The sequence below is a fragment of the Planctomycetaceae bacterium genome (assembly GCA_021371795.1).
Lineage (GTDB): Bacteria > Planctomycetota > Phycisphaerae > Sedimentisphaerales > UBA12454 > UBA12454.
Window position 1 is genome coordinate 196525 of sequence record JAJFVK010000008.1, and the last position, 15634, is coordinate 212158.

Below are 15634 nucleotides of genomic sequence, written 5' to 3' on the forward strand. Positions count from 1 at the left end.
TTAGAAAGTGAAAGTAACAGTTGTTGGAATTGGTTACGTTGGTCTTGTAACGGCAGGCTGTCTTGCTGACAGCGGCAATAACGTAATCTGCGTTGACAACGATGAAAAGAAAATTAGCAGCCTTAAAAAAGGAATTATCCCGATTTATGAGGCCGGTCTTTCGGAAATAATCAATCACAACAGCAAAGCGAAACGTATCAGTTTTACAACAGACCTCAAGCTCGGTGTAAATACTTCAAAAGTTATAATACTCGGCGTCGGTACTCCCAGTGCACCGGATGGTTCGGCGGATATTTCAGAAGTCGAAAGTGTGTGCGGCAAAATAGCCGAGTATATGACGGAATATAAAATAATTGTAATGAAGAGCACTGTTCCGATAGGCACACATAAAATCATAGAGAATCTTATCAGGAGCAAAACGAAAGTGCCTTTCGATTATGTCAGCAATCCGGAATTTTTGAAGGAAGGTACCGGTGTTGAAGATTTTACAAAACCTGACAGGGTTGTTATCGGCACGAATAATCCTGAAGTTCAGGAAGTAATGAAGCATTTGTATTCACCTTTTATGCGTAAAAGCAGCAGGATACTTTTTATGGATCCTGCAAGCGCCGAGACGACAAAATACGCATCGAATGTAATGCTCGCAACTCGAATATCGTTTATGAACGAGCTTTCAGGTTTGTGCGAAATTTGCGGAGCGGATATCGAAAAAGTTCGCGCAGGCATCGGCACAGACCCTCGAATCGGGAATTCATTTTTGTTTCCAGGCGCGGGCTATGGCGGAAGCTGTTTTCCAAAGGATGTGCGGGCGATTATAGATATAGGCAAAAAAAATAATTATCGTATGTCTATTGCCGAGGCTGTTGAGCAGGTTAATAATAATCAGCGCAGCAGATTCGCTGACAAAGTGCTGAATTATTACAAAGGCAAAGAAAATAAAACAACGCTGGCGGTATGGGGATTAGCTTTTAAGGCGAAGACGAACGATGTTCGGGAATCGCCGGCGATATGGTGCGTAAACAAATTTTTGAAAGCAGGAATGAAAGTCAGGGCGTTTGACCCTGAAGCTATGGAGCCGGCTAAATTGGTTCTTGAACAAAGTGTCGAAATGTGTCCAAGCGATTGTGATGCGGTTGAAAATTCCGATGCTCTTGTGATTTTTACGGATTGGCAGCAATTCAGAGGAGCAGATTTCGAAGTGTTGAAGGAAAAACTTAAAAAGCCTGTAATTTTTGACGCCAAGAATCTTTACGAGCCTGCTTATGTGAAGAAACTCGGCTTTGAATATTATAGCGTAGGACGCGTTTAAAACAGGATTTTATGAAAGCATTAATAACAGGTATCACCGGCCAGGACGGCTCTTATTTGACGGAACTGTTGTTGAAGAAAGGCTACGAAGTTTTCGGTCTGATTCGCAGAAGCTCGTCATTTAACACCGATAGAATAGACCATCTGTATCAAGACCCGCATGAACAGCCCAAATTAAAATTAATATATGCGGATTTGACCGATGGAAGCAATCTGCATTCAGTGTTGAACGAAGTTAATCCGGACGAGGTTTATAATCTTGGTGCTCAAAGCCACGTTCGTGTTAGTTTCGACCAGCCGATATATACGGCTAATGTTGATGCGCTGGGCACGCTGCGAATTCTTGAAGCGATTCGCTCAATGAAAAAGCCCGCGAAGTTTTATCAGGCATCGAGCAGTGAAATGTTCGGCAAGGTTCTGGAAACGCCGCAGACTGAAAAAACGCCTTTCTATCCGAGAAGCCCTTATGGTTGTGCGAAAGTATATTCGTTTTGGCAGACGGTAAATTACCGTGAGGCTTATGATATATTTGCCTGCAATGGAATTTTATTCAATCACGAATCGCCCAGACGTGGCGAGACTTTCGTAACTCGAAAAATTACTCGCGCAGCTACACGAATCAAACTCGGTTTGCAGAATAAGTTATACCTTGGTAATCTTGACGCGAAACGCGACTGGGGTTTTGCGGGGGATTACGTCGAAGCAATGTGGCTGATGATGCAAGTTGAAAAGCCGGATGATTATATAATTGCAACTGGAGAAACTCATTCTGTAAGAGAATTTCTTGATGAAGTGTTTGGACATCTTAATCTTGATTGGAAAAAGCATGTCGAAATAGATAAAAATTATTTCAGGCCGACAGAAGTTGACTTGCTTTTGGGCGATGCCTCGAAAGCGAAGAAGATTTTGAAATGGAATCCGAAGGTGTCTTTTAAAGTGCTTGCTAAAATGATGACGGATGCTGATATGAAAATTGCAGAAAATGAGAAGATTCTTAGAGATAACAGCAGGTGACAAACTTTTTTGGAAATAAACGCATAGTTATTACAGGCGGAGCAGGATTTTTAGGTTCTTATATTTGCCGCAAACTTGCGGAACGAGGCTGTAAAAATATTCTTGTGCCCAAAATTGAAGATTACGATTTAGTCAAACTGCCTGACATCAAAAAAATGTATGACGACATGAAGCCTGATATTGTTATTCATCTTGCGGCGATAGTTGGCGGAATCGGAGCAAATCGTGAGCATCCCGGTAAATTCTTCTATGAAAATCTGATGATGGGTGTTCAGTTGATAGAAGAAGGCAGATTAAGGAATCTGGAAAAATTTGTGGCTATCGGAACAATTTGTGCGTATCCGAAGTTTACGCCTGTTCCATTCAAAGAGGATGATTTATGGATTGGCTATCCGGAGGAAACGAATGCCCCGTATGGTTTGGCGAAAAAGATGCTGCTTGTGCAGTCGCAGGCGTATCGGCAGGAATATGGATTTAATAGTATTTTTTTGCTGCCGGTGAATCTTTATGGGCCGGGTGATAATTTTAATCCCGCAAGCAGTCATGTGATACCGGCGTTGATAAAGAAATGTGTCGATGCGATTGGCAATGGCGATAAATATATTGAATGCTGGGGCAGCGGGCAGGCGAGCAGAGAATTTATCTATGCAGATGATGCGGCAGAAGGAATATTGTTGGCAACTGAAAAATATAACGGCCAAGAGCCGGTGAATATTGGCGCAGGATTTGAGATTACGATTAAAGACCTTGTTGATAAGATTGTGGAGCTGACGGGCTTTAAAGGCGAAATCCGTTGGGATGCGACAAAACCAGATGGCCAGCCGAGAAGATGTCTGGATACGAGCAGGGCGAAAAAACTGTTTGGCTTTGAAGCGAAGACGGATTTTGATGCGGGTCTAAAAGCTACGATTGAGTGGTATAAAAAGAATATCTACTTATGTAATGAAAGACAGATATGATTAAGATAATTTGCGTATGCGGTGCCAGACCGAACTTTATGAAAATAGCTCCTTTGATGAAAGCATTCAATCAAAGCGGTAAATTTCAAACTCTTCTTGTTCATACTGGTCAGCATTATGATGCCAAGATGAGTACACTGTTTTTCGATGAACTGAATATCCCAAAACCTGATGTTAATCTCGGAGTCGGCAGCGGTACCCATGCAGTCCAGACTGCCGAGGTAATGAAGAGGTTTGAGCCTGTAGTTTTGGATTTTAAGCCGGATTATGTATTAGTGGTTGGCGATGTCAACAGTACTATCGCATGTGGAATGGTTGCTGTTAAACTTGGTGTGAAACTTATTCATGTCGAAGCAGGCTTGAGAAGTTTTGACCGTTCTATGCCGGAGGAGATTAACCGTGTTCTTACGGATTCTATAAGCGATTTACTTTTCGTTACGGAACAATCGGGAATTGATAATCTAAAAAACGAAGGCGTATCAGACGAGAAAGTGCATTTTGTTGGCAATGTGATGATTGATACTTTGCTGGCTAATAGAGACAAGGCTGAAAAATCGGATATATTGGAAAAACTCGGCATTGAAAAGAAAAAGTATGCTGTAGTTACTTTGCACAGGCCGAGTAATGTTGACGATATGGGCAACCTATCAAAGATTATCACAGCATTTGAAGTTATCCAGAACGATTTGAAATTAGTTTTCCCAATTCATCCGAGGACGAAAAAGAATATTGAGGGTTCTGATTTGAAGGATAGAGTTTCTGCAATGAAAAACCTTATCCTTACTGAGCCATTTGGTTATCTTGATTTTTTAAAACTTACAGCCAATGCCGCAATTGTTATAACAGATTCCGGCGGAATTCAGGAAGAGACAACTATTCTCGGCATATCTTGTATGACGCTTAGAGAAAATACTGAACGGCCGGTAACAGTTACGGAAGGAACAAACTGCCTTGTTCATATTGAGACAGCAGACATATTTAAAAATTATAATGAAATTAAAGCCGATAATTTTGAATCCAAAGGGAAAACTCCCAAATTCTGGGATGGTAAATCTGCAGAGAGAATTGTTGAAATTCTTTTGGCTTCTAACTCCTAATATCTTACTTGTTTTTGGGCTGGCAAGGCGAGAGTGTAATACGGAGATATTAGTAATATATGGTAAAAAAAACGATTAAGTATCATATGAGTTTGGGCCTTTTTCTTGCCTCTGTTGTGTTTGGGGCAACTGAAAATAATATATTGAATTTGGCCCACGGTAAGGTGAGTGTGTTGTGTCCGGCTCCTAATTACCGTCTATGTTCAGATCCTTGTGACAAATTTCAATTGACTGATGGCAATAAAAAGGGTAGTGATTGGGGCAAAAAAAGCACCGTTGGATGGATAGGTTCAGATTCCATTCCTAATATAGAGATAGATTTAGAAGAATATTCATATATAAGAGAAATCAACATATATACAATCGGAGGCGGCGTTGCCGGGGTTGATTATCCTGATTATATTGTAGCCTTGGTAAGCCCAGATGGGAAAGAGTATACTTTTGCAGGTTTGGTTGATTCATCCGACTATATAGTTCCGGGTATAGCGAAGAAAAAACAGCCATTAACATTGACAATCAAAAATATCAATTATCAAGCAAGGTATGTAAGACTGATTTGCCAGATATCGTGTCAATTTCTTTTTATTGATGAAATTGAGGTTATGGGAGAGAAAGATACTAGGAAACTTCTGAATAGGCGATTTGGAAATATTTCAAATATCCAGGCAATTAAACTTGGACAAAGGTATGTGGAAATAAAGAGGCAAGCAAGGAATTTACTTGATAGTATTGAAAAATTTGGAGAAAAATTCAATACGAAATTTTTGTTGGAAACTGAAGCGAATATAAAGGAATTATTGGTTATATTGAAGGAAACGGCCAATAATATAAACGATTCACAACTTGAACAGTTTGAAAACGGTTTAGGGCTAATAAAAGCAAAAATATACAGGACCTATTATGGTGAGGAAGTGGTTCTGCTTCCAGCTGTGCCGGACAAGATTTTAAATAAATCAGATTTATTGCTTGAAAAGAATCTACAGTGGAACAAAGACTTAGAGGTGATAATGTGGCAGGATGAGTTTGAGCCTGCAGCAATTAATATAATTAATGGTTCAAGTGTTTCTAAAAGAGTTTCTGTGCAATTGGAGAGCGTAGTAAATTCTGAAGAGAAAGAAATTACTGCTTTGGATAATTTTATTGTTAGACGTGCATTATATGTATATGGGAAAAAAATAGGCGAAATTGCAGATGCCTTGATAATTCAAAATGATTATCCTTTCTTAATTACACCGGGATTGACATCGCAAATATGGCTTAATATCAAAAGCAGCGAATTGAAACCGGATAATTATATAATTTATTTTAGAATAATAACGACAGATATAGATAGTAATATATCAAATATCAATAAAATAAAAATTTCCTTAAAAATATTACCGCTTAAACTGCAAAATAAAGGAGATGTATTTGTTAGAACAAATCCGCTTCTTTTTACTTCGTCAATTACTAAAAATTTTATTAATGAAGCTATTGAAGATTTAAAGAGCCATTATGAGAATATGGCATTTATTTATAACAAAGCGATACTATTTCCATCAAGAATAAAAGCAGACGGTCAAACTGAAGGTGGTTTTGATTTTTCCAAGCTTGATTATGCATTGAGCAAATATACTTATGCGAAAAAATACATATTCTTTCTGGGTTACAAGGAAGGCAGAAAAAATGCCAGCCAGTTTGGGGAATGGATGAGTGATTCATGGAGAGTTAAATATTCTTTTTGGCTAAGAGCATTGGTAGAACATCTGAAAGAGCGGAAAATAGATTATAAAGATTTTTATCTTTTTGGTTTTGATGAAACCTTATGTAATTCCTTTTATGAATGGGTTCAGTTTGTGAAACGAATAGACCCTAACATTCAGATCTATGCCAACTCTTTCGGTCAAGGACCTAAAGATTTTGAAAAATTTAGAGATTTAATCGATGTCTGGAATTTGCCTGGCAGAATATGTGAAGAAAAGCCAGATTGGTTAGCAAAGATACAGTCTTATAAAACTCAAATATGGACAGGTATCACAGATTACCCAGGCAAAGCTAACTTACCTTATAATTATTATAGAATGATTTTTTGGAAAGCTTTTAAACGATCCCAAAAAGGCGTAGCCGTTTGGGCTTATGTTGATAATGATTGTAATGATTGGGATGATACTTTAACGACAATAGGTTATTATGGGATGGTATACGGCTCAAATGATAATATAGTAAACAACAGTGAAAAAATAATCCCATCAAGGCGATGGGAAATTTGGAGGCAAGGTGTTGAAGATTATCTTTATCTTTTAGAATTGAAGAACAAAATTGATATCCTTGCAGAAAGTGGGCAAAAAGATCAAGCCAGTGAATATAGTAAGAAATTAAATTCCTTGGTATCTGATGTTTTACAGAACCAAAATGATTATGAAAAAGTTTATTGTGCCAGGAAAACAATATCAGAGATTTTAATGAAATAATCGTAAAGGGGAAAAATTGATAAATAAATTATTATTTTATTTCTGTTGGGTACTATATCATTATTTTGCGGTAAGTCTTCCAAGAAGGACATGCCCATTTGGCAAGGTATCCAAATTGCTCAGATATCAGTTGTGTAAAAGATTATTTAGATATTGTGGTAAAAACGTAAATATAGAAAAGGGTGTTGATTTTGGGTCAGGACGTCACCTTTCTATTGATGATAATAGCGGTCTTGGAGTAAACTGCAGAGCAAGAGGCCCTATTACAATTGGCAAGAATGTTATGATGGGACCAGATGTGGTGATATTGACAAGAAATCATGATTTCTCAGATACTTCCAAACCTATGCGAGGGCAGGGAGGAATAACTAAGCCAGTTAATATTTGTGATGACGTCTGGATAGGGACCCGTGCGATTATCTTACCAGGTGTAACAATTGGTCAGGGCAGTGTTGTTGGGGCTGGCGCAGTGGTAACAAAAGAAATTCCCGAATTTTCAATTATTGGAGGCTGTCCGGCCAAAATAATAAAAAGCAGAAAGTGCCCCAAAAGGATGGAATCCCAAGATGAGTAGTTTGAAAAATCAATCAATTTTTTTGATCATAGGAAATACTTTCAGGCAATTAAGCGTGATTATTCAAGGTATGTTTCTAGCTCGTTTGCTGACTGCGAGCGATTTCGGCACATTCAAACAAATACTTCTTATTACTACAATGACTTATACATTTTCCTATCTTTGTTTACCGGAGAGCGCGACATATTTTTTGTCACATTTGAACAAAAAAGACAGAAAAATATTTCTTTTTCAAACGGTTGTCCTTTTACTTGTTTTAGGGGTAGTTGCAGGGTTATTTTTATTTAAATCGGCTAACTTTTTTGGAGTTAAATTTGCTAATGCAAAATTGAAAGACCTCCTTGTTTTGTCAGCGAGCATTCCAATAAGCATGATGTTCATTATTTTGCTGAACGTTTCTCTTATAACAATCAAGAAGGGGAAATTAGGCAGTATCCTATCAGCAAGTTTTTCAGCAGTTAATATGTTATCGATTTTTTTGCCATTATTCTTTGGTATGAGTTTTAAAAATGCTCTGGGTATTTATGTGCTATCTTATTTGGCAATTTGTGTCTTATGTATATTGCTATTATGGCAAATAATTGGTTTTGAAATAGGCTTTGATAGAAAGCTCATTTGGGAGCAGATTAATTTTTCACTTCCTTATTGGTTTGGATATGGCATTTATATTTTTTATACGCAGAGTCAACAAGTTTTGGTTTCATCTTCATTTAGCCCTGAAGAGTTTGCGTTATTTGCAGTTGGAACTACCAGGATCCCAATCATAGGTCAATTTTCTACCTATATAGCTTTGGTTTTAGTTCCTATTTGTGTCAACCACATGAAAGATAATAATATTGGTGAAATTATTAGATTATGGGAAAAATCAGCAACTAAGATAGCCATGATAGCTATACCGGTTTTTATGATTTGTGTTTTTTCTCCAGGTAAAATACTTGGAGTGGCATTCGGAGCGAATTATTCAAAAGCGTGGCCAATTTTTATTTTTACAGCGATTCTGTTTTTATTTAGAATCTGCGAAATACAATCACTTTTTAAAATTTCAGGAAAAACTAAGTATGTAGTATATTCGACTTTAACCGCTTTTGTTGTTGGCTTATCAAGTGGGTATCTACTCTTGCAGTGGATAGGCCTTGTTGGGCCAGCGATAGGCATATTGCTTGGAAGAATAGCTCAAATATATGTGGCTTTGTTATTTATTAATAAAAGTATCCCGATAACATTTTCGCAAGCGTTTGCGGTAAAAAATAATTCAAAGATATTCTTCACCGCAGTCATATCTGGAATAATCGCCAAGGTTTTAGTCTTTTGGGTTAGCAATAATCTATTGTATATTATTTTAAATATTTTAATATTTGGATTATGCTTTCTTGTCCTTATGAGGAAATTTAATTTGTTGATGGATGAGGATATTCGTCTTATAAAAGAATGGATAACATTAAAACCTTTTTTAAATAAGGAAGATGTTAAAATATGAATACTCTTCAATTTATCGACGATCTGTCTTTTTTAGACTATCGCAAAAATAAAATGTGTATTGCTATTTGTCTGTTCTTTATTTTTGTGTCAGCATTGGTATACTTTTTTACAGGAATGCCTAAAGTATCGATGGTAATAGCAGGGGTACCCATAATTATTTTAAGTTTCTTTCATACCCAATTTGCTTTTATGGTTTTATACTTTTTTATGATCTTCAGCAATTTGTTCAGATTCAGTGATGATTTTTCTATTAGTAAAATGATTGGAATTGTCATATTTTTCAGTTTTTTAATTACAAGATTGCGATATAAGCTCAGTTTGACCAAACCATCTAAATTTCTACTTGTTATCTTTGCTTATACTATATTGAGTGTTTTATGGTCAGTTTCACCTATATGGACATGTATAGGTATAGTTACTATAACACTTCACATAATTTTGTTACTGATTCTTTTCAATACAATAAGAGACGAAATTAACTTTAAGTTTATTATCTGGTCATTAGTTTTGGGAGCATTAGTTGTTTCGATAATCATTGTCTTGGGTTTGGTAGATATAAACACAAGCGGTGCAGGGGCGGAATTGGAAAGGGCTAAGTTAAGCGAGGGGACAAATAGTAATGATCTTGGAGCTGCAATTGTAATATGCCTTATGGGTAGTATATATTTATTTCTTCGAGGAAATAAAAAAGAAAAAATTATACTATTAGCAATTTTTCCTGTTTTGCTTATTGCGCTTTTAAAGACACAAGCGAGAGCGGCATTAGGCACAGCCTTTGTAGCACCTCTGATTTCGTTTCTAATAACGGGAAAAGGTCGGCAAAAATTTGTTTATATTATATTAGCGATTTTAATAAGTATGAGTGCATTTGGGGTATTTAAAATAGCGATGAATTCTAACCTTCTTTCTGAAAAATCTAAAGACCGCATGAGAGCCACAAAATACAATGTTGAAGAGAGTGGCCGTTTGGCGATTTGGAAGAGGGGCGTTCAATTTATTAGCCAAAAACCAGTATTTGGTAGCGGATTAAAAACTTTTCATGTACTGGTAGGTTATGAAAAACAAATTTCCTCAGCACACAACAATATAATTTCTTTTACTACTGAACTTGGAATAATAGGGCTATGTCTTGTTTTAGGATTTTATTTTTTGCTCTTTGTCAGTATATTGAAAATTCCATTATCTTCTTTGCGATGGTTTGCGATTTCTATGTTGATGTCTAATATTTGTCTTGGAATTACAGCGACCTCATATTTCCAAAAAGATTTTTGGTATTCTATTGGTTTTATTATCCTTGCGCTAAGAATATCAGAATGCTCCCAATTCCAGATGCCATTTGATTATATGTATGATGATTATTTAGAAGAAACTGAAACTAGCGGTTATATGTTATGAAAATTTTAGTGATTTCGCACTTGTTTCCAAACCAGAAGAATAAAAATTACGGAATATTTGCAGCTCGGCAGATACATGCGATCAGTAAAGTGGCTGGAGATGTTACAGTAATAGTTCCTGTGGTAAAAATACCAGGTTTTTTACGGCGATTTAAGAAATGGTCAAACTATGAGAGTAATGCGGATCTTTGTAACTTTGAAGGGTTAGAAGCTCATTCAGTTCCATATATACGGCTTACAGGTAATTGGTTTTGTAGATGGGCAGGATTTAGTGTTTATCTTGCTTCTAAAAAGATTGTTCTTGATATGCATAAGAAAAAAAAATTCGATGTCATATATGCCAGATGTTTTTTTCCTGATGGCGATGCTGGGATAAGATTTAGCAAATTACTCAATATCCCCATCTGTTGTGTTGGGGCAGGATCGGACGTTAATTCATATCCAGACATTAATCGTAGTATGTACAACAGATTTGTTAAAATTTGTAATGAAGCGGATATGACTTTTGCATGTGGCCAGAAAGTCGCTTCAAGGATAGATTCTGTTAGTGATAAAAAAACCAAACTCATTCATGGTGTAGTGGATACGAAATTGTTTTCTCCGGTTAAAGAAAAAAGTCTCTTGAGAGAAAAACTAAAACTTCCCACAGATAAGAAGATTGCATTGTATGTTGGGACGTTTAAAAAAGCAAAAGGAATCTATGAACTAATAGACGCGTTTGATATTATTCGCAGAAAAAATAAAGACATTATTCTTAAGATATGCGGTTACGGCATTGAATTAGATAGAATGAGAAAACATATAGACGATAAGGATTTAAATAATACTATCGAGATAGTTGGGGAAGTAGATAGTAATGAAATCAATCTATGGATGCAGTCTTCAGATGTTTTAATCCTTCCATCCCATACTGAAGGGATGCCTAATGTAGTTATGGAAGCTATGTCTTGTGGAGTGCCAGTTGTGACCACTTCCGTGGGCGGATTGCCACAAGCCATAGGTGATTGCAAAGGAGCTATACTTGTTGAACCCAGAGAAATTAAGAGTTTGGCAGCGGCAGTTTTAAAAGTGTTTGAAGATAATAACACGTATCAAGAGATGTCGCTAATGGCCAGAAAAAGAGCTGAAGAGAGTTTTGATGTTAATAAGAATGCGAACAGAATTAAAAATTACCTGGAAGCATTAGTTGGTTAGAAGAAAGTTTGTTTAATTCATAAACATTTTTTATAATCTTAGCTTAGACTTTAATGATAGAAAATTTTATAGGGAATTGTAATAGTAATAAATAAATATTTCGCTTTACTTAAAAGGTTCAATGACGCTTATCGAAACTAATGAAAACAAACCTAAGATAGCACATTTTATATGGTGGATACCACATTACAGGGTTACCATTTTCAGAAGGCTATGTCAACACGAAGGTATGAACTTTACCATATATGCAGGTGATAACACTCAAGTTGTTGGAGGCAACAGCGTTGCTTCCGCTAATGAAGTTGGGGAAATGGAAGGAATTAAATGGAAACATCTTAAGTCTGTCCGCATAAAACATTGGCCCTTTAAGGATTATGAATGGCAGCCTGATGCCATAAAGCTTGTATTAAAAGAGGATTTCGATGCAGTGATTTTTCTTGGAGGCCATTCTTTAAGCAATATATTAGCGAAAATTATTTGCAGATTCAGAGGAATAAAAGTTGTTGACTGGGGAATGGGAGTTAGAGGTCCAGAGAATAAGATTAAGTGGCTTTTTCGGATGGTACAAGGTAAATTAGCTCAAGCTCGACTGATTTATGGAAAATTCGCCTCTGATTGGTATGTTCAAAATGGTTTTAAAAAAGAAACGGTTTTTACCGTACGGAATTCGTTAAATTATGAAGAGCATTTGAATATCAGAAAACATATTTCTAAAGAATGTATTCAAAAAATTAGAGAAGACTTTGGACTAATGACAGACCAAAGTAAACTGATTTTCTATTCAGGAAGATTACAGAAAAATAAAGAACTAAATATTCTAATCGATTCGATTAAAATATTTGCTCAAAAGGGTTTGAACGTAAAAGCCATACTTATAGGCGATGGACTTGAAGAGTTTAAACTGAAAGAATATGCAAAGAAGGTCGGGGTCTTTGATAAGATCATATTTTACGGAGCTAACTATGATGAAGAGGTTATTGGGGAATTGATAATGGCCAGTGATCTTTGTGTTGTGCCTGGCGCCATCGGTTTAACGGCAATACATAGCATGGTTTTTGGTGTTCCGGTTTTAACTCATGAAAATAAATTCTATATTCATGGCCCAGAAGTTGAAGCGGTAATAGAAGGTAAAACAGGCGGCTTCTTCAGGAGAAATGATCCGATTGACCTCGCAGAAAAAGCAGAAAAACTCTTATACCCGCGGCCTGCGAAAGAAACTATGTCTGCTGAATGTATGAAAATGGTAGACGATTGCTTCAACCCATTTTATCAGGAAAAAATTATTATAAAATGTTTGAATTCAGTTCTGCCAATTAATAAACAAATATCAGAAAAGTAAAATGAAAAAATATTTTAAAAAAATGTGGATGCTTTATTTGCGAATTTTTAAATATCACCTGTTAAAGTGCGGAAAAGAAAGTTATATAGGCATGGCAGTTGTGATTCGACCAAATTGTGTTTCGATAGGCTATAAATCGTTTATTGGGCCGCGATGTTGGTTGGCATCGAAAGTAGAAATTGGTAATTTTGTGATGATTGCTGCTCGTGTGGCAATTGTTGGCGGTGATCATCGGTTTGATGTGGTAGGGATTCCCTCAATAGAAGCAGGCAGAAGTGAAAATAAACCTGTTAAAATTCATGATGATGTTTGGATTGGACATGGCGCGATTATCATGCATGGTGTCACAATCGGCGAAGGCGCTGTTGTTGCTGCCGGAGCTGTCGTTACAAAAGATGTTGACTCCTATAGTATAGTGGCAGGAGTACCTGCGAGTAAAATTAAAATGCGTTTTAATGAAGATGATATTATTAAGCATCAAAAAGCGTTAGAACAAAAACGGGAAATGATTAATTTGTAAATTCTTGGTGGTAAAATTATGAAACAAGTTCTTCAGAATTTCAAAACTGGCCAATTGGATGTCGCAGATGTACCCGCCCCAAAAGTATTGCAGGGACAAGTGCTTATCAAAACAACAGCTTCGCTGATTTCGACTGGAACAGAAAGAATGCTTGTGAACTTTGCTAAAAGTTCTCTGCTTGGTAAGGCACAGCAGCAGCCAGACAAAGTGAAGCAGGTTTTGGATAAGATTAAAACGGATGGTCTTTTTCCCACTTTACACAGTGTGTTTTCACGGCTCGATGAACCGCTGCCTTTGGGTTATTGCAATTGTGGAAAAGTTATTGAAATTGGTCAAGGCGTTGAAGGTTTTGAAATTGGTGATAGAGTTGCAAGCAATGGTTCGCATGCTGAAATAGTTGGTGTGCCGAAAAATCTTTGTGCCAAGGTGCCGAATAATGTTACCGATGAGCAGGCCGCATTTACGGTTCTTGCCTCAATTGGCTTGCAGGGAATCAGGCTAATCAATCCAACGCTGGGAGAAACAATTGTTGTATATGGTCTTGGGTTAATAGGATTGATATCCGCACAATTATTAAAATCTGCCGGTTGTAAAGTAATTGGCATAGATATTGACAAAAATAAACTTGACCTTGCCAAAAGTTTTGGTGTTGAAGTAATTAGTGCTTCAGGGGGAGAAGATGTTGTCGGCAATGCAATCGCTTTGTCTGGTGGAGTCGGTGTTGATGGTGTTTTGATTACAGCTTCTGCGAAGGAAGATTCAATCGTTCATGCTTCTGCGCAGATGTGCCGAAAGAGAGGACGAATCGTTTTGGTAGGTGTTGTAAACTTAAATCTTACAAGATCAGATTTTTATGAAAAAGAGTTATCTTTCCAGGTATCCTGTTCTTATGGACCTGGGAGATACGATAAGACCTATGAAGACAAGGGGCAAGACTATCCGCTGCCATTTGTCCGATGGACGGAAAACAGGAATTTCGAAGCCGTTTTAAAAAGCCTTTCAGACAGGAGCCTTCAGGTGGATTCGCTTATAAGCGATAGGATACAGATAAACGATGCTGCTAAAGCATATCAAATGCTTACAGACTCACCGGAAAAAATGGCATTGATATTAACTTATGGCCAGGAAGAAACAGAAATCAGTTCTGAAGTTTCAATTCCTCAGAAATACCACCAGAAAGTCAAAAACGATAAAATTATCTGTGGATTGATAGGGGCTGGTAACTTTGCAAAAATGACGCTTCTGCCTGCCATTAAATCTCTTGGATTGAGGTTGAAAACAGTTGCTGATATTAATGGCGTTGCCGGGTTATATACTGCAAAGAAATTTGGCTTCGAAAAAGCTACAAACGATTATAAAGATATAATAAACGATCCTGAAATCAACACTGTTTTTATAACTACACGACACGACCTTCATGCCAAAATGGTTATTGAAGCACTTAAAGCTGGCAAAAATGTTCATGTCGAAAAACCACTCTGTTTAAATAAAGAAGAACTTGAACAAATCAAAGCTGTATACCAGGAACACTCAAGCCAGCATTTACTTGTGGGGCTGAACAGGAGATTTTCGCCGCATGTAGAAAAAATCAAAGAGCTTTTATCGACTCGTAATTCCCCTACCTGCATGTCCTGGGTCATCAATGCCGGCTATACCTCTGCTACAGTTTGGACACAGGATAGAAACATTGGAGGCGGTAGAATTATTGGAGAAGGCTGCCATTGGTTAGATGTAATGGCTGCTATAGTTGGTAAACCTATTACACATATAAGTTCGAGCATGATTGGGCAAAGTGCCGGAGTAGAGGTTAGAACAGATAAAATGAGTATCACGGCGGAATTTGCTGATGGTTCAATAGGGACATTGCATTATTTTGCGAACGGCCATAAAAGTTATCCTAAAGAGACATTTACAGTTTTCTGCGATGGTAAAGTGCTGGCATTAGATAATTTTAGAAAAATGACAGGCTATGGCTTAAAGAATTTCAAGAAAATGAATTTAATGAATCAAGACAAAGGTCACAAAAATCAATTTAAATATTTTATTGATTCTATAATGCAGGGAAAAGTGTTGATTCCTTTTGAGCAAATCGAAAATGTTACTCTTGCGAGCTTTGCCGCAATGGATTCTGCCCAAAACGGGCAGGGCATTGCTATAAAATAAATATCACTACTGTCCCATTGTAACCTTTGGAATCAAAAGAAGTTAAAAAAACGGTTCTCGCAATTTTGTAAAACTATTGCGTATAACGCAATAAAACATTGATTTAAAGAAAATTAAAATGTAACCATTTTACTAAATTTAGA

At 36.9% G+C, this 15634-nt stretch carries 11 protein-coding genes and 1 pseudogene; all 12 read left to right on the forward strand.

What is annotated here, in order from left to right:
• The first annotated feature begins 7 nt into the window (after positions 1–7).
• The 12 genes and pseudogenes from LLF92_04725 (at position 8) to LLF92_04780 (ending at position 15491) form a co-directional block, all read left to right on the forward strand.
• Positions 8–1309, forward strand: coding sequence for a UDP-glucose/GDP-mannose dehydrogenase family protein (locus tag LLF92_04725; protein MCE5340415.1), 1302 nt, complete (start codon positions 8–10; stop codon positions 1307–1309).
• An 11-nt stretch (positions 1310–1320) separates the two neighbouring features.
• Entirely contained in the window at positions 1321–2322 is a 1002-nt protein-coding gene (gene gmd / locus LLF92_04730; protein ID MCE5340416.1) for a GDP-mannose 4,6-dehydratase, read from the forward strand.
• Complete coding sequence (locus LLF92_04735; GenBank protein ID MCE5340417.1) at positions 2319–3281, forward strand: GDP-L-fucose synthase; 963 nt, start codon at positions 2319–2321, stop codon at positions 3279–3281. The genes gmd and LLF92_04735 overlap by 4 nt, the downstream gene beginning before the upstream one ends.
• On the forward strand, positions 3278–4378 hold the full coding sequence (gene wecB, locus LLF92_04740; GenBank protein ID MCE5340418.1) for a UDP-N-acetylglucosamine 2-epimerase (non-hydrolyzing): 1101 nt from the start codon (positions 3278–3280) through the stop codon (positions 4376–4378). Before LLF92_04735 ends, wecB begins: the two co-directional genes overlap by 4 nt.
• 59 nt (positions 4379–4437) lie before the next feature.
• A complete protein-coding gene (locus LLF92_04745; GenBank protein MCE5340419.1) occupies positions 4438–6828 on the forward strand; it encodes a hypothetical protein in 2391 nt (796 codons plus the stop codon).
• A 16-nt stretch (positions 6829–6844) separates the two neighbouring features.
• Positions 6845–7402, forward strand: a complete 558-nt coding sequence (locus LLF92_04750) for an acyltransferase (GenBank protein ID MCE5340420.1) — start codon at positions 6845–6847, stop codon at positions 7400–7402.
• Positions 7395–8879 carry a polysaccharide biosynthesis C-terminal domain-containing protein gene (locus LLF92_04755; protein ID MCE5340421.1) on the forward strand — a complete coding sequence of 495 codons (1485 nt, stop codon included), beginning with the start codon at positions 7395–7397 and terminating at the stop codon, positions 8877–8879. The genes LLF92_04750 and LLF92_04755 overlap by 8 nt, the downstream gene beginning before the upstream one ends.
• The gene (locus LLF92_04760) at positions 8876–10276 is read left to right on the forward strand and encodes an O-antigen ligase family protein (GenBank protein ID MCE5340422.1); all 1401 of its coding nucleotides are present in this window, start codon (positions 8876–8878) and stop codon (positions 10274–10276) included. The genes LLF92_04755 and LLF92_04760 overlap by 4 nt, the downstream gene beginning before the upstream one ends.
• Entirely contained in the window at positions 10273–11469 is a 1197-nt protein-coding gene (locus LLF92_04765) for a glycosyltransferase (GenBank protein MCE5340423.1), read from the forward strand. The genes LLF92_04760 and LLF92_04765 overlap by 4 nt, the downstream gene beginning before the upstream one ends.
• Before the next feature lie 121 nt (positions 11470–11590).
• Positions 11591–12808, forward strand: a complete 1218-nt coding sequence (locus LLF92_04770; protein MCE5340424.1) for a glycosyltransferase — start codon at positions 11591–11593, stop codon at positions 12806–12808.
• A gap of 283 nt (positions 12809–13091) precedes the next feature.
• Positions 13092–13208 (forward strand): annotated as a pseudogene (locus LLF92_04775) (acyltransferase).
• Positions 13209–13346: 138 nt separating this feature from the next.
• Positions 13347–15491, forward strand: a complete 2145-nt coding sequence (locus LLF92_04780; GenBank protein ID MCE5340425.1) for a bi-domain-containing oxidoreductase — start codon at positions 13347–13349, stop codon at positions 15489–15491.
• Positions 15492–15634: the final 143 nt, after the last annotated feature.

What these genes read in the sequence shown, in the direction of transcription:
- gmd (MCE5340416.1), top strand. Translation starts at nt 1,321, where the DNA reads ATGAAAGCATTAATAACAGGTATCACCGGCCAGGACGGCTCTTATTTG.
- wecB (MCE5340418.1), top strand. Translation starts at nt 3,278, where the DNA reads ATGATTAAGATAATTTGCGTATGCGGTGCCAGACCGAACTTTATGAAA.
- LLF92_04745 (MCE5340419.1), top strand. Translation starts at nt 4,438, where the DNA reads ATGGTAAAAAAAACGATTAAGTATCATATGAGTTTGGGCCTTTTTCTT.
- LLF92_04755 (MCE5340421.1), top strand. Translation starts at nt 7,395, where the DNA reads ATGAGTAGTTTGAAAAATCAATCAATTTTTTTGATCATAGGAAATACT.
- LLF92_04760 (MCE5340422.1), top strand. Translation starts at nt 8,876, where the DNA reads ATGAATACTCTTCAATTTATCGACGATCTGTCTTTTTTAGACTATCGC.
- LLF92_04765 (MCE5340423.1), top strand. Translation starts at nt 10,273, where the DNA reads ATGAAAATTTTAGTGATTTCGCACTTGTTTCCAAACCAGAAGAATAAA.
- LLF92_04770 (MCE5340424.1), top strand. Translation starts at nt 11,591, where the DNA reads ATGACGCTTATCGAAACTAATGAAAACAAACCTAAGATAGCACATTTT.
- LLF92_04780 (MCE5340425.1), top strand. Translation starts at nt 13,347, where the DNA reads ATGAAACAAGTTCTTCAGAATTTCAAAACTGGCCAATTGGATGTCGCA.